This is a genomic window from Bacillus suaedaesalsae (genome assembly GCF_016890225.1).
GTDB lineage: Bacteria > Bacillota > Bacilli > Bacillales > SA4 > Bacillus_BS > Bacillus_BS suaedaesalsae.
In genome coordinates, this window is sequence record NZ_JAFELM010000031.1 from 141,311 (window position 1) to 159,763 (window position 18,453).

At 36.7% G+C, this 18,453-nt stretch carries 18 protein-coding genes; all 18 read right to left on the reverse strand.

What is annotated here, in order from left to right; all coding sequences use genetic code 11:
- Window positions 1–13: 13 nt before the first annotated feature.
- On the reverse strand, window positions 14–1,600 hold the full coding sequence (fliF, locus tag JR050_RS12330) for a flagellar basal-body MS-ring/collar protein FliF (protein ID WP_204203796.1): 1,587 nt from the start codon (window positions 1,598–1,600) through the stop codon (window positions 14–16).
- A 95-nt stretch (window positions 1,601–1,695) separates the two neighbouring features.
- The gene (gene fliE / locus JR050_RS12335; protein WP_204203797.1) at window positions 1,696–1,995 is read right to left on the reverse strand and encodes a flagellar hook-basal body complex protein FliE; all 300 of its coding nucleotides are present in this window, start codon (window positions 1,993–1,995) and stop codon (window positions 1,696–1,698) included.
- Window positions 1,996–2,007: 12 nt separating this feature from the next.
- On the reverse strand, window positions 2,008–2,469 hold the full coding sequence (flgC, locus tag JR050_RS12340; RefSeq protein ID WP_204203798.1) for a flagellar basal body rod protein FlgC: 462 nt from the start codon (window positions 2,467–2,469) through the stop codon (window positions 2,008–2,010).
- On the reverse strand, window positions 2,469–2,864 hold the full coding sequence (gene flgB / locus JR050_RS12345) for a flagellar basal body rod protein FlgB (RefSeq protein ID WP_204203799.1): 396 nt from the start codon (window positions 2,862–2,864) through the stop codon (window positions 2,469–2,471). The genes flgC and flgB overlap by 1 nt, the downstream gene beginning before the upstream one ends.
- A gap of 416 nt (window positions 2,865–3,280) precedes the next feature.
- Complete coding sequence (gene codY, locus JR050_RS12350; RefSeq protein WP_204203800.1) at window positions 3,281–4,060, reverse strand: GTP-sensing pleiotropic transcriptional regulator CodY; 780 nt, start codon at window positions 4,058–4,060, stop codon at window positions 3,281–3,283.
- A 48-nt stretch (window positions 4,061–4,108) separates the two neighbouring features.
- On the reverse strand, window positions 4,109–5,503 hold the full coding sequence (hslU, locus tag JR050_RS12355; RefSeq protein WP_204203801.1) for an ATP-dependent protease ATPase subunit HslU: 1,395 nt from the start codon (window positions 5,501–5,503) through the stop codon (window positions 4,109–4,111).
- 11 nt (window positions 5,504–5,514) lie between these two features.
- On the reverse strand, window positions 5,515–6,057 hold the full coding sequence (hslV, locus tag JR050_RS12360; RefSeq protein ID WP_204203802.1) for an ATP-dependent protease subunit HslV: 543 nt from the start codon (window positions 6,055–6,057) through the stop codon (window positions 5,515–5,517).
- A 28-nt stretch (window positions 6,058–6,085) separates the two neighbouring features.
- Window positions 6,086–6,985: a tyrosine recombinase XerC gene (gene xerC / locus JR050_RS12365; RefSeq protein ID WP_204203803.1), complete on the reverse strand. Its 900-nt coding sequence runs from the start codon at window positions 6,983–6,985 to the stop codon at window positions 6,086–6,088.
- A gap of 65 nt (window positions 6,986–7,050) precedes the next feature.
- Complete coding sequence (gene trmFO, locus JR050_RS12370) at window positions 7,051–8,355, reverse strand: FADH(2)-oxidizing methylenetetrahydrofolate--tRNA-(uracil(54)-C(5))-methyltransferase TrmFO (RefSeq protein ID WP_204203804.1); 1,305 nt, start codon at window positions 8,353–8,355, stop codon at window positions 7,051–7,053.
- 88 nt (window positions 8,356–8,443) lie between these two features.
- Window positions 8,444–10,519, reverse strand: coding sequence for a type I DNA topoisomerase (topA, locus tag JR050_RS12375; RefSeq protein WP_204203805.1), 2,076 nt, complete (start codon window positions 10,517–10,519; stop codon window positions 8,444–8,446).
- 126 nt (window positions 10,520–10,645) lie between these two features.
- Window positions 10,646–11,530 (reverse strand): DNA-processing protein DprA, encoded by an 885-nt coding sequence (gene dprA, locus JR050_RS12380; protein WP_204203806.1) that lies wholly within the window; start codon window positions 11,528–11,530, stop codon window positions 10,646–10,648.
- Between the two features lie 146 nt (window positions 11,531–11,676).
- Complete coding sequence (gene sucD, locus JR050_RS12385) at window positions 11,677–12,579, reverse strand: succinate--CoA ligase subunit alpha (protein ID WP_204203807.1); 903 nt, start codon at window positions 12,577–12,579, stop codon at window positions 11,677–11,679.
- Window positions 12,580–12,597: 18 nt separating this feature from the next.
- A complete protein-coding gene (sucC, locus tag JR050_RS12390; RefSeq protein ID WP_204203808.1) occupies window positions 12,598–13,758 on the reverse strand; it encodes an ADP-forming succinate--CoA ligase subunit beta in 1,161 nt (386 codons plus the stop codon).
- 264 nt (window positions 13,759–14,022) lie between these two features.
- Window positions 14,023–14,313: an EscU/YscU/HrcU family type III secretion system export apparatus switch protein gene (locus JR050_RS12395; RefSeq protein WP_204203809.1), complete on the reverse strand. Its 291-nt coding sequence runs from the start codon at window positions 14,311–14,313 to the stop codon at window positions 14,023–14,025.
- Window positions 14,310–15,941, reverse strand: a complete 1,632-nt coding sequence (locus JR050_RS12400) for a hypothetical protein (RefSeq protein ID WP_204203810.1) — start codon at window positions 15,939–15,941, stop codon at window positions 14,310–14,312. The genes JR050_RS12395 and JR050_RS12400 overlap by 4 nt, the downstream gene beginning before the upstream one ends.
- A 23-nt stretch (window positions 15,942–15,964) precedes the next feature.
- Window positions 15,965–16,732, reverse strand: coding sequence for a ribonuclease HII (rnhB, locus tag JR050_RS12405; RefSeq protein ID WP_204203811.1), 768 nt, complete (start codon window positions 16,730–16,732; stop codon window positions 15,965–15,967).
- 276 nt (window positions 16,733–17,008) lie between these two features.
- On the reverse strand, window positions 17,009–17,242 hold the full coding sequence (locus tag JR050_RS12410) for a hypothetical protein (protein WP_204203812.1): 234 nt from the start codon (window positions 17,240–17,242) through the stop codon (window positions 17,009–17,011).
- A gap of 173 nt (window positions 17,243–17,415) precedes the next feature.
- Entirely contained in the window at window positions 17,416–18,279 is an 864-nt protein-coding gene (gene ylqF, locus JR050_RS12415; protein WP_204203813.1) for a ribosome biogenesis GTPase YlqF, read from the reverse strand.
- Window positions 18,280–18,453: the final 174 nt, after the last annotated feature.

Sequence of the window (18,453 nt, forward strand, 5' to 3'; positions counted from 1 at the left end):
AATAATATCCCCCTTACTCTTCTGCGATCCAAGTTCTTAATAGCTTAGCAAAATCTCCTGGCTTTTCTTTCGCTAATTTTTCAAGTTGTTGCTTAATAACATCAGATTCCTTTTCTTGTTCAGTGTTAATATCTTGAACATGAATAGCTGCTGCTGTTTCATCAAAGATAAACTCAGTTTCTTTATTTTTCTTTTTCTTTCTAAATAATAGGATTACTAGAAGAATAATGATTACTAGTAGTGCCCCAGCTGCGATATAAACCCACATAGGGATTACAGGTTCTGTATTTGTTGCTGAGTAATCAGCTTTCCCTTTTAATTCTTGTACAGATACTGCTACCTTAGCCGCAATTTCATCATCAGTTAATTCTGCTTGGTTTGCGTCTTTTGCAATTGAAGTACGAACGATTGTACCAAGAATTTGCTCAATATCTGCCACTGCTTCTGGAGTTAACCCTTCTTCAGCATTCGGTGGTTCAACCATTACTTGAATTCCAAGATCACGAACCTTATAAGGACTTTCAACGATTTCTTTTCGGATTCTGTTTACATCATTATTAATTCTCTCTTCTATTCTTTCATAATCTCCGTTAGCACCTTCAGTTCCAGTAGCGTAGTTCGGAATATCTGTCTCACCCGCACCTACAACTCCACCTGCTGCAGCACCGTCTCCAGTAAATGTTTCTGTAATTCTTTCAACACTTACTGCGATCCCTTCCATGTTTTCAGGATTAACAGGCGTTACTAAGTTTTCTTCTCGATTTTCTTGTGAGAAGTCAACATCAGCAGTTACGGAAACAACTACTTTATCTTGCCCCATCATCATACCTAACATTTGTCCAACTTGACGTTGAATATCTTTTTCAATTTGCTTTTTGATTTGATATTGATTATCAAACGTATAGGCTGAATTAGAATCATTTGAATTTTTTAGATCAAAGTACTCAAACATTTGGTTCATGATGACGATATTCTCAGTAGGAAGGTTTGGTACACTCTTCGACACTAAATTATAAAGAGCTTGAATTTGTTGTTCTTGAAACTTATACCCAGGTTTTGTATCTAAAACAATTGAAGCAGAAGCTTGTTCTGGTGTGTCAGTCATCCACACAGATTCTTGTGGAAGATTGATCATAACCTTAGCATCTTGCACACCGTCAATACCTTTCATTAAGTCTGCAAGCTCTGTCTGCATTGCTTCAAGTTTTAACACGTTAAATTCATTATCTGTCATACCAAACCCAGCATTTTGACTGAAGAATTTATAGTCAATGCTACCGCTATTTGGAAAGCCTTCAGCTGCTAACTCTACTTTTAACGTATCCACAACTTCTTCTGGCACAAGAATAGAAGTACCATTTTCAGCTACTTCAGACTTAATACCTCTACCATCAAGTTGTGCTTTAATTTCCCCAATTTCTGCAGTAGTTAAATTACTGTATAAAGGAACAAAGTTCACTTTCGAAGAAGCCATTGAAACTGCTGTGATAATAATAACAAACAGTAAAAGGGAACCGATCATCATTCCCTTTTGAGCAACTGAACGGTTCTTCCAAAATTCTTTAACTTTATTTACGTTCATTTGTAATTTTTCGTTCATATTATTCCCCCGGTTATTATGACGTTTTTTCTAGATGTAAAATAACCGCTTCCCAGTTATTGTGTTTTCTCTCTCTATCTCTCTCTATTTATCTATTAAACTTGCATTCTCATAACTTCTTGATACGCTTCAATCACTTTATTTCTGATCTCGAGTGTTGTCTGTAATGTGATACTTGCTTTTTGCGATGCAATCATCACTTCATGTAAGTCAATTTTCTCCCCTGCCGCTAACTTCTCTGTAGCTACATCAGATTGAATTGCCGTTTCATTTACTTTATTAATAGAATCTGCTAAGAAGGAAGCAAATTTCTTTTGAGATTCTGCTGGTGCTATTTTGACAGTTTCTGTAGTAGTTGGTAGTACTTTTAACGAATTACTAACACTATTTATCATTTAACTCACCTCTTACTTCCCAATTTCTAAAGCTTTCATTAACATACTTTTATTTGCATTAAACACGGTAACGTTCGCTTCATATGAACGAGTTGCACTCATTAAATCAACCATTTCCTTTAATGGATCAACATTCGGCATTTCAACATAACCATCTTCATTTGCATCAGGATGATCTGGATTGTAAACAAGTTTATTTGGTGTTTGATCTTCAACAATACCTGTGACCTTCACACCATTCCCTACCGTTCCATTTTGTGAAGTTGTTTTCATTGCACTGTTTAAAAAGCTAGAGAATCCGGGTTGATTCGGCTGTGTGACTACCATCTTTCTCTTATACGGTTGCCATTCACCATCTACCAACTTCCCTCTAGTAGTATCAACATTCGCCATGTTAGAGGAGATCACGTCCATACGAAGTCGTCCTGCTGTTAAAGCAGATGCTGTTATATTAAGACCATTGAATATCGACATTAATGTCTACCTCCTGTCACGACTGTTTTTAATGTATTGAATTTCCCATTTAATCTATCAATTAATGCATTGTAATAAATTTGATTTTCAGCAAGCTCTGACATTTCTTTATCTATATCAACGCTGTTTCCGTTATGATTGTATAATGAACTCGGTTTCGATACTACTGGGAATTTACTCTGAGTTGAGTTAGAAAATTCCATATGTCTAGAATCTGTTCGGTTAGCTTGCATTGCAGATTTTAACTCACTTGAAAATGAAGGTTTTAATACTTCTTTTGCTTTATAGTTAGGTGTGTCGACATTTGCAATATTTTGCGAGATCACATTTTGTTTTAATGTGGAATATTTTAGCGAATTTTCTAGTGTGTTTATCGTTCCAGAGAATAATTTCATTTCGCATCTCCTCCTTAACTTGTATCTATTAGTCAAACTATTTCTATTCTTCTATATTAATAATTTTAATTCAATGTATATCGTACCAATATCTAATCATAAAGAAATCGATAGAAAGAACTATTTTATACAAAACTTTTGTTTTAAAAGTTTTATGTATATCCTCATTATATACAATGTCGAATTTTGTAACAGTATAAATTTTAAACATTTCATGATTTTTTTCCCATTTTCGACATAAAAGCGTCATAAAATATCTATCTCATTCGAATACGCTTTTATTTTTAGGCCAAATGGATTACTTTTCTTATTTAATCGTAAGTAATGAAAGAAATCTATGCGAAAGTTTTTCCATTAGGATTCTGTGCACAGGCAATAAAAAACCACTTCCCAAAAGGAAGTGGTTAAAATTCGAGTTATGAAGTCTTAAGTTTAGCTAATTCATGTAAGAATTTATCGTTTAGAACTTTAATGTAAGTTCCTTTCATCCCTAGAGAACGTGATTCGATTACACCTGCACTCTCAAGCTTTCTAAGTGCGTTTACGATCACTGATCTTGTAATACCAACTCGGTCAGCAATTTTACTTGCAACTAAAAGACCTTCGTTACCATTTAACTCTTCAAAGATATGTTCAATTGCTTCTAATTCACTATATGACAGAGAACTAATTGCCATTTGAACGACTGCCTTACTTCTTGCTTCTTCTTCAATCTCTTCAGATTTCTCACGAAGGATTTCCATTCCTACAACTGTTGCACCATACTCACCTAAAATAAGGTCATCATTTAAGAATGGATCATTAATTCTTGCTAAAATTAATGTTCCCAACCTTTCTCCCCCACCGATGATTGGTACAACTGTAGTTAATCCAGTCGCAAACAACTCTTTGTTTTCTACAGGAAATGCAGTATAAGGGCTATTGATATCTAGGTTAGAAGAAGTTTCTGAAATATTGAACAAGCTGTTCGTATATTCTTCAGGAAATTGACGGTCTTCTAACATCTTCTTCATACGTTCATTCTCAATTGTTTGGTTGATGGCGAAACCTAAAAGCTTCCCTCTTCTACTAACAACAAATACATTTGCGACAATAACATCACGCAGAGTTTCAGCCATTTCCTTAAAGTTTACAGGCTTACCCGCTGCACGCTGAAGCATAGCGTTAATTTTTCTTGTTTTATCCAATAGTTCCATGATAAATGTTCCTCCCAAAGACAGACATCTTTAATGTCGTGTTCTTTCTTATAATATAAATTGACTCAGATCACGATTGCTAGCAATTGTGCCAAGTTTTTCTTCAACATATTTTGGTGTGATCGTAATTTTTTCAAGATTTATATCTGGCGCTTCAAACGATAAGTCCTCAAGAAGTTTTTCCATAATTGTATGTAGCCTTCTTGCGCCAATATTATCTGTATCTTGGTTTACTTGGTAAGCAACTTCTGCTATCTTACGAATAGCATCGTCAGAAAATTCAATTTGTATACCTTCTGTTTCTAATAAAGCGATATATTGTTTTATGATCGCATTATCTGGCTCAATTAGAATTCGTACAAAGTCGTCTATCGAAAGTTTCGTTAGTTCGACTCTAATTGGAAATCTCCCTTGAAGCTCAGGAATTAAATCAGATGGTTTTGCCATATGAAATGCCCCTGCAGCAATAAATAAAATATGATCGGTTTTCACAGTGCCATATTTCGTAACAACCGTGGATCCTTCAACAATCGGTAGGATATCACGTTGTACACCTTCACGAGAAACATCTGCCGAACTACTTTGGCTCTTACCAGCTATTTTATCGATTTCATCAATAAAAATAATACCTGATTGCTCTGCACGATAAATGGCATCTTGCGTTACCTCATCCATATCAATTAGTTTTTGAGCTTCATCGTTTGTAAGAACTTTTCTAGCTTCCCTAACAGATAGCTTTCTTTTCTTCTTCTTTTTCGGCATTAATCCACCGAGAGCATCCTGCATATTCATACCCATTTGCTCAAGCCCAGAACCTTGAAGCATATCAAACATGGCTGGGGTAGATTCCTCAATTTCAATTGTAACTAGGTGATCTTCCAGTTCCCCTAAAGCAAGTTGATGAGCCACTTGTCTTTTTCTTTGAGTTACGGTCTGTTCTTCTTGATTATCTTCTTCTTCTAGATTGGTAGGATTTTGCCCACCAAAAAGCATTTCAAATGGGTTTTTATATGCTTGCTGTTTTGTTTTTTGTGGTACTAAGAGGTCTACAAGACGTTTATTTGCATTTTCTAATGCCTTTTCCTTCACAGAATTCATTTTATCTTCTTTTACAAGTCGAACCGATGTTTCAATCAAATCTCGCACCATTGATTCAACATCTCTACCTACATATCCGACCTCTGTAAACTTCGTTGCTTCAACCTTAATAAATGGCGCACCAACTAGCTTTGCCATTCGGCGAGCAATTTCTGTCTTCCCTACACCTGTTGGTCCAATCATGAGGATGTTCTTCGGTACAACTTCATCACGTAACTTCCCACTAAGCAAACCTCTACGATAGCGATTACGCAAAGCTACTGCAACCGCTTTTTTTGCATTTGTTTGGCCAACAATGTACTGATCAAGTCGCTCAACAATTTGACGTGGAGTTAAATTCATCATCAGGCCTCCCCTTAAATTTCTTCTACAATAATATTTTCATTCGTATATACACAAATTTCACTTGCTGTCTCGAGCGCTGCTTTAGCAATTTCTTTTGCACTAAGATGATCGCCTGCATGTTTCATCAATGCTCTTCCAGCTGATAAGGCATAATTTCCACCAGAACCAATAGCTAAAATACCATCATCTGGTTCAATTACCTCACCAGTTCCTGAGACTAACAAAAGGTGTTCTCTATTCATGACGATTAACATAGCTTCTAACTTTCGGAGTACTTTGTCGCTTCTCCATTCTTTTGCTAGTTCAACGGACGCTCTTTGTAAATTCCCATTATACTCTTCAAGTTTTGCTTCGAACATTTCAAACAACGTGAAAGCATCTGCTACAGAACCTGCAAAGCCAGCTAACACCTTTCCTTGAAAGATTTTTCTAACCTTTCGAGCAGTATGTTTCATTACTACCGCATTTCCAAAAGTAACTTGACCGTCTCCTGACATTGCACATTCCCCTTTATGGTGAATGGCAAATATAGTCGTTGCATGAAAAGTTGACATGACATTTGTCTCCTTCCGATATCCTTCTTTATGCTCTAGGATGATGCGTCATATAGACATTTTTTAGTCGATCTTTTGTTACATGTGTATAAACCTGTGTTGAAGAAAGATGGTTGTGACCTAATAACTCTTGAACAGTACGTAAGTCTGCACCTTCATTTAACATATGTGTCGCAAACGTGTGTCGCAATACGTGTGGACTTATATGCACAGAGAGACTAGACTTCTCGATAAGTTCATTTAATACTAACCTAACGCCTCTTGTTGTAAGTGGGTTTCCTCTAAAGTTCACAAACAATGTGTTCGTACTAGTAGAAGCTTGCTTTACTAACTCTTCTCTTCCGTTATGAATGTATAACTCAAGAGCATCACTAGCAAAGCTACCAAATGGAACGTATCTTTGTTTGTTTCCTTTCCCGTTAACAAGGATTGTACCAATTGAAAAATCAATATCTCCTAGTTGAAGTTTACAACACTCACTTACACGAATACCTGTAGCATACAATAACTCAAGAATTGCTTGATTCCTTTGTCCAAGTGGCGTTGTTGTATCCGTAACGTGAAACAATTTATCAAGCTCATCCTCATATAAAAATTGGGGAATTCTCGTTTGTTTCTTCGGCAAAGATACAAGTGCAAACGGATTATCATGTACAATATCTTCTCTCATAAGAAACTTAAAGAAGCTTCGTAAACTTGATATTTTTCTTGCGACAGTTTTTCTTGCAAGTTTTTGGTTATATAGTTCAGTTAAATAAAGGCGAACATCAACATATGTAGTTTTTGTTATGTGATCAATGGACTGCTGCCCTAAAAATAAGACAAACTCTTCAATGTCTTGATTATAGTATACGATTGTATAAGCAGAATAGTTTCGCTCTATTTGTAAATATTCTGTAAAGGATTGTAGTAGTTCCTTCGTCGTCATACCTATCACCTCACAAGGGCGAATAAATCGTAACACAATTTACTCGCCCTTGCAATGAAAATCCATTATTTTTTTACAAAATTCTGAATTGTTTCTAGCGCTCTATTAGCTAGTGCTTCATTTCGAGTTTGTTTATTACGGATCTTTTTATCCAATTCTTTGAATAATCCAAAGTTCGCGTTCATTGGTTGAAAGTTATTTGGATTTGCGGTCGTAATATATCTTGCCATACTTCCAATAGCAGTTTCATGAGGAAAAACCACTAATTCATCACCAAGCACAAGGTTCGCTGCATTCAATCCAGCAACTAAACCGGAAGCTGCTGATTCTACGTACCCTTCTACACCTGTCATTTGACCAGCAAAAAACAAATCGTCTCGGTCTTTATACTGATAGGTTGCTTTTAACAACTTTGGTGAGCTTATGAACGTATTTCGATGCATTACTCCATATCTTACGATTTCTGCATTCTCAAGTCCTGGGATTAATTGAATAATTTCTTTCTGTGAACCCCATTTTAAATGAGTTTGGAAGCCAACAATATTATACAACGTACCAGCTGCATCATCTTGACGTAATTGGACAACTGCATATGGAATCTTCCCTGTTTTTGGATCTTCTAAACCAACAGGCTTCATTGGACCAAATAATAACGTCTTCTTCCCTCTACCAGCCATAACCTCAAAAGGCATACAGCCTTCAAAAAATATTTCCTTTTCAAACTCTTTTAGCGGCACTGATTCCGCATTCATAATTGCTTCGTAAAACCGATCAAATTCCTCTTCAGTCATTGGACAATTTAGATAGGCTGCTTCACCTTTATCATATCTAGATTTTAAGTACACCTTGTCCAAATTGATACTATCTTTTTCAATAATCGGTGCTGCTGCATCGTAAAAGTATAAATATTCTTCACCTGTCATCGTTTTGAGCTTTTCAGCTAAGTGTGGTGAGGTTAGTGGTCCAGTTGCAATAATTGTTGGTCCTCCTGGAATTTCTGTTACCTCTTCATTCATTACCGTTACGTTTGGATGGTTTTTCACTGCATCAGTCACGTGCGCTGCAAATTCATGCCTGTCCACAGCTAGTGCCCCTCCTGCAGGAACTGAGCATGCATCCGCAGCTTTAATAATAATAGAATCTAATATTCGCATTTCTTCTTTAAGTACACCAACTGCATTTGTAAGTGTGTTAGCACGTAACGAATTACTACAGACTAGCTCAGCAAATTTATCAGTGTGATGAGCTGGAGTTTGTTTAACTGGTCTCATTTCAAATAAATTAACTTTTATACCACGCTTTGCAATTTGCCAAGCTGCCTCACTCCCCGCAAGTCCAGCACCAATTACATTAATAATTTGATTACTCATGTTTTAAGCTCCTTACAACGAATTTCACGAACGATTCAAACAATTCGGTAAATAAAAGACAAAGATGCGAGCAAAAATGCTCACATCATTATTTTTGTTGCTCCTCTTTATAGTCGCACGAGATACATTGAACTTGAATTCCCTTTTTAAGCTTTTTCTCAACAAGTAGGCTTTCACATTTTGGACATTTACGAGCAATCGGTTTATCCCATGATAAAAATTCACATTTTGGATATTGATCGCAACCGTAAAAAATTCTACGTTTTTTACTTTTTCGTTCTATAATCTTCCCTGTTTCACAGCTAGGACAGTCAACGCCAATATCCTTTACAATCGCTTTCGTATGTCGACATTCCGGAAAATTCGAACAAGCCATAAACTTTCCGTATCTTCCCATTTTATAAACCATTCCATGTCCACATATTTCGCAATCTTCACCGGCTGGTTCATCTTTAATTTCGATTTCTTCCATTTCTTTTTCAGCTATCTTCAGTCGCTTTTCGAAATCACCGTAGAATTCATCAATGATTTTTACCCAATCAACATTACCATCCTCGATTTCATCCAAGCTGCTCTCCATTTTAGCAGTGAAATCGGCATCAATGATTTCTGGGAAGAAATCCATAACTAAACTTACAACTATTTCTCCTAATTCAGTAGGTATGAAGCGTTTATTATCTAATGCGACATAACCTCTCTTTTGAATTGTATCAAGCGTTGGAGCATAAGTTGACGGTCTGCCTATCCCTAGTTCCTCTAATGTTTTCACAAGTCTCGCTTCTGAATAACGAGGTGGCGGCTGTGTAAAGTGCTGATTTTCTTCAGCATCTTTCAACACTAACTTTTCCCCTTGTTCTAAAGGAGGTAATATACGATCCTTTTCTTCATCTTGATCGTCATTTCCTTCTACATATACTTTCATAAAGCCTGGAAACTTAATTTTCGAACCATTTGCTCTAAAGATAATGCCATTGTTTTCTATATCGACCGTCATTGTATCTAATACTGCTGGTGCCATTTGACTGGCTACAAATCGTTCCCAAATCAATTTGTATAGCCTTAGTTGATCACGAGATAAAAATTCCTTTAATTCATTTGGTGTACGAAGTGTTGAAGTTGGACGAATGGCTTCGTGGGCATCTTGGGCTTTTTGATTTTTCTTTGCAACTTTTGTTTCTGTCGATAAGAATTCTTTACCAAATGTAGTCACAATATATTCAGACGCTTCTTGCTTTGCTGTATCTGAAATACGTGTTGAATCAGTTCTCATATATGTAATTAGACCAACTGTTCCTTCTTTACCTAGGTCGATACCTTCATAAAGTTGTTGTGCAATCATCATCGTTTTCTTTGCACGGAAGTTTAGCTTACGAGCCGCTTCCTGTTGAAGAGATGACGTGATGAATGGAACAGCAGGATTACGTTTACGTTCCTTTTTCGTTACTGACTGAATGGCAAATTGGTTGCCTTTTATTTTCGATAGAATTTCTTTTACTTCCTCTTCAGTCTTTAACTCCTTCTTCCCGTCCTTTGTCCCATAAAAGCTTGCTTCAATTTGCTCATTATCTTTTACAAACTCACCTTTGATTGTCCAATATTCTTCAGGAATAAACGCTTTAATTTCATTTTCACGTTCTAGGATAAGACGTACAGCAACAGATTGAACTCTTCCTGCACTTAAACCCTTTTTCACTTTCTTCCATAACAGTGGACTAATGTTGTATCCAACGAGGCGATCAAGAATTCGTCTCGCTTGCTGGGCATCAACTAGGTCCATATTTATTGGACGAGGATGTTTAAAAGATTCTTTAATTGCATCCTTCGTAATCTCATTAAATACAACTCGACAATCAGAAGAGACATCAACATCAAGAGTATGTGCTAAGTGCCATGCAATTGCTTCCCCTTCACGATCCGGGTCAGCCGCGAGATAAATTTTCTTTGCTTTTTTTGCAGCAGACTTTAAATCCTTTAATACTGGTCCTTTTCCACGTATGGTGATATATTTTGGTGTAAAGTGATCGGTCACCTCTACCCCCATTTGACTTTTCGGTAAATCACGAACGTGTCCCATCGACGCTTTCACTTGGTATTTTTTCCCTAAATATCGCTCTATTGTTTTTGCCTTTGCAGGCGACTCTACTATTACTAGGTAATCAGCCATCTGTTTGTTTCCTCCTTAGAGGTAAAATTGCCATAATTTTTTATGTATGAAATCTTCACTTATATTAAATACTACGCTGCCATTTGTCAAACACAATTCTAAGCTTATTCTATAATTAATTCAATTTTATACAATTTTCATTTGAAATTCTGTAACAATATCCTCAGGATTTAATACCAATTTTGCTCCCTGTTGAATTAGCAAATTCGTGCCTCTTGAGCATTCAGAATTAATAGGTCCTGGTACAGCAAATACCTCACGATTTTGTTCTAGTGCTAAATCAGCTGTTATTAAAGAACCGCTTTTTTCTTTCGCTTCAACTACAACTGTTCCAAGCGAAAGTCCACTAATAATTCGATTTCTCTCTGGAAACTGCCACTTCCTCGGTTCTCTATTAGGAGGATATTCCGATAGCATCAATCCATCATTCATCACAATACTTGCTAATGATTGATTTTCTTTAGGATATATATGTTGAAATCCTGATCCTAAGATAGCAATCGTCTTGCCACTGTGTTGTAAGGTGTAGTGATGAACAAGTGCATCAATACCTTTTGCTAAACCACTTATCGTTACAAAATCATAGCTAATAAGGGATTGGACTAACGAATTCGTTATAGTTCTTCCATAATACGTTGGATACCTTGTCCCAACTACAGCTACCATTCTCGAATGCCCCAGAAGCTCGATATTGCCTTTTGCGTACAACACCCAAGGTGGATTCGATATTTGTTTTAGTAAGGAAGGATACAGATCATCAAATATACTTATGCACTGAATATTTTGACTTTTATACTGTTCTAGCATACTTGCAATTGTTATAGATTGCAAATCATTATATAATTTTTTAACTTTTTCAAAGGGTAACTTTATTTTTTCGTGAAGTTCCATTGGAGTTAATTGATAGAGGGAATTGAGTGTAGGATCGAATTTTAATATCCGAAGAATGGTTGTCCATGATGCTTGTTCACTTCGATGTAAATGTAGTAACCGTTGTTTAATTTGATTCATATTTAACCTCCTTAGTCATATTAATGATATCTACGAATGAAATCGCACTTTAGTTTTATCGTGTAATATTATCAATTGTTATCAATATTAAAGGAAAAGTTAGGAAAAGTAGCCCCTACATTTAATAGGGGCTACTCACATTATTATTAGTGTGTTTTACACTTTTCGTAAATTCCACGTTCTTTTAGAACTGAGATTAATGTTTCACCCATTACTGATGGAGTATCTGCTACTTGAATTCCGCATTCGTTCATAACACGGATTTTTTCGTCAGCAGTTCCTTTACCACCAGAGATGATTGCACCTGCATGACCCATACGCTTACCAGGAGGCGCTGTACGTCCACCGATAAACCCAACTACAGGCTTAGTCATGTTAGCTTTTACCCATTCAGCCGCTTCTTCTTCAGCTGTTCCACCGATTTCACCAATCATGATTACTGCATATGTGTTTTCATCTTCGTTAAATGCTTTTAACACATCGATAAAGTTTGTACCGTTAATTGGATCTCCACCGATACCTACAGCTGTAGATTGACCAATACCAGCTTGTGATAGCTGATGTACAGCTTCATATGTTAACGTTCCAGAACGAGAAACTACACCTACATGACCTTTTGTATGAATGTATCCTGGCATAATACCAATTTTACATTCTTCAGGAGTAATAACACCTGGGCAGTTCGGTCCTACTAGGCGAGTTTTCTTGCCTTCCATGTAACGCTTAACTTTAGCCATGTCTAATACAGGAATATGCTCAGTAATACAGATTGTTAAGTCTAATTCTGCATCTACTGCTTCCATAATTGCATCTGCTGCAAATGGAGCTGGAACATAAATTACAGATACATTCGCACCTGTTGCTGCAACTGCTTCTGCCACTGTGTTAAATACAGGAACACCTTCAACCTCAGTGCCGCCTTTACCTGGAGTTACACCACCAACAATTTGAGTGCCGTACTCTAGCATTTGCTTTGTATGGAAAAGCGCAGTTGAACCTGTAATACCTTGTACAATAACTTTTGTATCTTTATTAATAAATACGCTCACGATTGTCCCCTGCCTTTCTTATCCTACTAGTGATACGATTTTTTGTGCGCCGTCTGCCATTGAATCTGCAGCATTTATATCTAAACCTGATTCAGCAAGAATTTTCTTACCTAATTCAACATTAGTACCTTCTAAACGAACTACTAATGGAACTTTTAATTCCACTTGCTTAGCAGCTTCAACTACACCAGTAGCGATAACGTCACACTTCATAATTCCACCAAAGATGTTTACGAAAATACCTTTAACCGCTTGGTCAGAAAGAATGATTTTAAATGCTTCTGTTACCTTTTCAGCTGTAGCACCGCCCCCAACATCCAGGAAGTTTGCAGGGTCTCCGCCGTAATGCTTAATGATGTCCATTGTAGCCATTGCTAGTCCAGCGCCATTAACCATACAACCGATGTTTCCATCTAAAGAGATATAAGAAAGGTCATATTTAGAAGCTTCGATTTCCTTTGGATCTTCTTCTTCAAGGTCACGATATTCTAAGATATCCTTATGACGATATAATGCGTTAGCATCAAAGTTAAGTTTTGCATCTAATGCCATTACGTTACCGTCACCAGTTACGACTAGTGGGTTAATTTCAGCAATCGAGCAATCCTTCTCAACAAATGCATTGTATAAGCCCATCATGAACTTTACTGTTTTACCAACAAGTTCATTTGGAATATTAATATTGAAAGCAATTCTTCTTGCTTGGAAGCCTTGAAGACCTACAGCAGGATCGATTACTTCTTTAAAGATTTTTTCAGGAGTTTTTTCTGCAACTTCTTCAATTTCAGTTCCGCCTTCTTCAGAAGCCATAAGAACTACACTAGAAGTAGCACGGTCTACAACTAAACCTACATAATATTCCTTCTTAATATCGCAGCCTTCTTCAATAAGTAAACGCTTTACTTCTTTACCTTCTGGACCTGTTTGGTGCGTAATTAGTGTTTTACCTAAAATTTCGTTTGCATATGTACGAACTTCATCTAAGTTCTTTGCAACCTTTACACCGCCAGCTTTCCCACGTCCACCTGCATGGATTTGAGCTTTAACAACACATACTTGTGTTCCTAATTCTTTTGCAGCTTCTACCGCTTCTTCAACTGTAAAAGCAACTTTTCCATTTGGGACTGAAACCCCATATTGTCTGAGGATCTCTTTACCTTGATACTCATGGATATTCATTCTTCATCCTCCTATCATTATGTAAGGCAACCTTCTTGCTATTAGTAATATTTTACAAAAATTCAGCAAAAACTACCTTAAATTAAACAAAAATAATAGACTGCGCTTTCATTGTATAAAATGAAAAGTACATTGTCTACCAAAAGTGACGATTTCGCCCTTCTGTTTTAATATTAAGAATATTAACAATATTAAATACTGAAAAAACTATTATAAATTATGGAAATTCCCGCAAATATGTTTCAACAAAAAAGCAGTCTACTTTTAACAAATAGTAGACTGCTTATACTCTCGATCAACTCGATAAACAAACGCAAACACTTCCGCAACTGCTTGATAAAGTTCTTCTGGAATAGTTTCGTTAATTTGCAATTGACTTAATAACTCTACTAAAGATGCATCCTCTTGAATCGGCACTTTATTTTCTTTTGCTTTCTCAATAATCGTATTCGCAATGATTCCTTTTCCTTTCGCAATAACCTTTGGAGCATTGTTTGGAACGGTAGGGTCATATGATAAAGCAATGGCTTCAGAGCGTTTATATTTATGTTTCATATTTTTAAATCCACCCCTTGATAGGAATCATGATTGATTGAATGAGATAGCTCCTGCTTAAAAGATTCCCTTTTCTCCATTTGCGAAACAACCCTAACTGTTGAAAGCTTATAATTCATTTCGGCTAACTGTTCCTTTAATACATCTTCAAACGTTGAAACAATTCCATCAAGTCCAGTTGAATCATTCATTAATGTAATTGATACTATTCTATTTTGCACATGCATATCAATAATTGTTTCCTCAATATGCTGCAAATCCAAGTAAAAGAGGACTCGACAATACCCCGGATCTATCTTACCTTCCTTATCCTTTCTACCATTCCATTGTAAAGTTAGCTCCGTTTGCTTCGTTCCAAGTGATAGAGGAATATGCATCATTATTTGCTGCATAGGACTATTTGACTCGTGAGATTGAAGCTGAATACCCGTTAACTTATGAAGAAGTGGCTCCAGCTCTTTTCCCGGAACTCCCAGTTCATTTATTGCCCTCATAAGTAGCGGCTTTAATGAGTCGAGTTTTTCTAACGGTACTGTCTCAGCTTTTACTCCCTCAAGGCTTTTTTCATATTCTAATCCTAAGGAGGAAATCATTTGTTTCATCATATTTTTTACTTCATGACTGTTTTCGAAATTAACTGGTTTTTGTACAGTTTGCTCAATTACTTGTTTCAGCAGGGAAAATCGTTCGATCTTATCATTATTTTGCCTTTGCAGAAGTTCATTCATTATTTTTCCAATTTTATTTATATCTTGCGTAGATGTAGCCATTACAGCTTGCTTAGCAAAAGAATCTAAGTTAGTAGCATCTCCTCGATCAAGTTTTAAAAGCTTGGCCATTTCTTGGATAGATGAATTGATAGAAGCAGATTTTGGGAACACCCCTAACTGTTGTAATAACTGGAAGGATGAATCTTTTATTGAGCCTGTGTTAGATCCCCATACCTTTACCAACTCACTGATCGAATTTCTTGTTTGTTCTTGAGTCAATTCACCTTGTAGCTTCGATATCATGTCTTTTAATTGAGTAATAGATTCTGAATTAGGAATTGTGCTTCTATTCAAGACTGTAGAAACCTGATTGAGTTCGGATGAGATTCCTTTTCCACCTTGAACTGCCACCATTGCCTTGAATGTTCCTTCTGTTAATGGAAGTTCTTTTTTGATTAATTGTTCAATTGCTAGTAACCCTTTTGTCATATCCTTCGCTTCCTTGAGTAATGTTGAAGCACTTGTTAAGTGGTCTTTGGTGAACGGAATATTTTTTGATAATAGAAACTGTAGCAATTGTAGGTTTTGTTTTGTTTCTGGTAAATGAAACTGTTGTAGCAAGGCTTTCATTGCGTCATTACCTTGCGACGAGGAATTCCCTTTATATTTCACTACACGTAATTGAAAATCTCCGTTTTTTGTACCAACAACTTCAAACCAGTTATTCTCCATAACAGAAATAGCAGCTTCTAATTGAGCAGTCATCTTCATTGCTCCTAGCCTTACTAGTGCCAAATTGTTAGGGAACAGCTTCTCCACTCTACCGTGGATCAATTGACCCGGCTTTAATACAACCCCTTTGACGTCTTGAAGTTGACCACTAGTGGCGATTGATTGCATAATTTTTATAGGATTCACTATGTTCCCTCCCTAGTTAAAGGCTACTTTAGACCATCCTTGATTGGAGCAAAGGAAAGACGATGTTCTGGCGTAACCCCGTATGTAGTTATTGCCTCTAGATGTTGTTTCGTTCCATACCCCATGTGACTTTCAAAGCCAAATTGTGGATAATCTTGCCCTAACCTTTTCATATATCTATCGCGTATTACCTTCGCAATTATAGAACTTGCCGCAATAGAGATACTTTTTTCATCTCCTTTTACGAGCGATAGCTGCGGAATATCTATCTCAAGCTTCATTGCGTCAATTAATAAATAGTCTGGCGTTACCGCTAATTGACTAATTGCTTTTCTCATCGCAAGCTTTGTAGCTTGATAGATATTCACTTCATCAATCTGCTGCGGGGGAATAATGCCTATCCCTATACTAATAGCATGTTGATGGATAAGCTCGAAAAGCTCTTCTCTTTTCCCTTCTGAGAGCTGTTTAGAATCATTAATTCCTAGTATATAAAAATCATCTGGCAGCACCACTGCGGCAGCTACAACCGGTCCAGCTAATGGTCCTCTCCCCACCTCATCGACTCCAGCTAAGTTTTTAAATCCTTGTTTGTATAGTTCTTTCTCATATCTAGACATCTCAACAAGCTTTTCTTTTTGTTTCTTTATAGCCTCTTTCTTTCGTTCCCACTTTTCTAGTAATTTAATAACTCCAATTCTAGAGTCTTTTTTAAGCTCATTAATGAGTTCCCTGTCAACATCATCTTCTGATAATAAGTCAGTAATCTTAGTGATTGTGTAGTTTTGCATGGTTCTTACACTCCCTTATAGCATATATCGGTTATTTATATGAAAAATAAAGCCAAAAATCGATTTGATTTTGTAGACGATCTTTACAGGTTATTTGGCTCTATAGAACAATGATATTGATTTCCGTTACAGGTGCTTTCCTTCCCCGATGAGGTCGGAGCTTTCTTAGCACCAAGTCCATGGACGCAGGGGGAAAGCATAGTCTATTTTATGCGATAAAAATTACGAATTAAATTCTGATACGCAAAAAAAACCACAGGATTTCCTGTGGAATCGTTATTCTTTGTTTTTATAAAAGTATGCAATTAACAAAACCATAAGAGGTGCGAGCACGGACCATTTCAACAAGCCCTCAGCACCACCAACATATAATGAAAGCGTTGGGCCGAAAAGCGATAGTCCACTAATTAATAAAGCTTTCCATGATTTTCTCCAAATTCCCCATATTAATGATAGGATTGAAATACCGATTAACAACCAATATAATATTGCTATTAAAAATAATCCCATGCCGTAATCTCCCCCGATGTCTCTATCGATAATAATGTTCAAAATAGTATATGCATATATCTATCTAGAGACACTAATATAGGAGAAAAATTGTACTATGAACACTAATCCCTTCAAATGTGCAAGTAAACTAAAAAAGAAGCACACTTCCCGTGCTTCTGCATCAATTAGTTTTATTCTACAGCTTCCCAATCAGCAGGTAATTCAAATGTAAGCTTACCAAGTTTTCCAGCACGAAGTTCCCTTAATACGAGTTCCGACGTTTTGTCATAATCAATCATGCCGCCTCCCATTAAGCAGCCTCTTCGCTTACCGATTTCGTCAAATAGCTCTACTATCTCTTCGGGTATGTCCTGCAAGCTGTATCTTTCCTTAAGTTCATTTGGATAATGCTCCGTTAAATAACGCAATGCATAAACGGTAACATCTTGGAGGTTTAATATATTATCCTTAATCGCCCCCGTTGTCGCTAGTCTTAGACCCACCATTTGATCTTCGAATTTTGGCCATAGTATTCCAGGTGTATCAAGGAGCTCTAATTCTTTTCCAACTTTAATCCATTGTTGTGCCGTTGTTACTCCTGGACGATCTCCCGTTTTGGCAATATTCTTTTTCGCTAATTTATTAATAAGGGTCGATTTACCGACGTTTGGAATTCCTACGATTAATACTCGGATTGCACGTGGTGTTACCCCTTTAGACTTCCACTTATCCCATTTTTCCTTCACAAGCTCCTGACAGCTTTCAACAATTGCTTTCATGCCTTTTCCAGCTTGTGCATCAATCGCAAGTGCTTTAATTCCTTTACTTTTGTAGTACGATAACCATTCTCTTGTTTTCGTATCGTCAGCTAAATCAGCTTTGTTTAATAGAATTAGACGTGGTTTTGATGATATTATTTCATCAATCATCGGATTCCGAGAAGAGTTAGGTATTCTCGCATCTGCTAATTCGATTACTACATCAATTAATTTTAATTTTTCTTGTACTTGTCTTCTTGCCTTGGCCATATGGCCAGGAAACCATTGAATTGTCATGTGTACACCACCTTGTTGATCATTAAATAAGAACAAAAAGCGCAAGCGCCCCGTTTAGCTCCGACAAGCAAATGTTCCGGAGAAAATAAAAGGGTGCATTTCCCTTTTATTCTTCTCTCTGGGTTATTTGACCTCGAGGTGCTGGGTGCTGGAGCCGGATTAAGGATACACAAA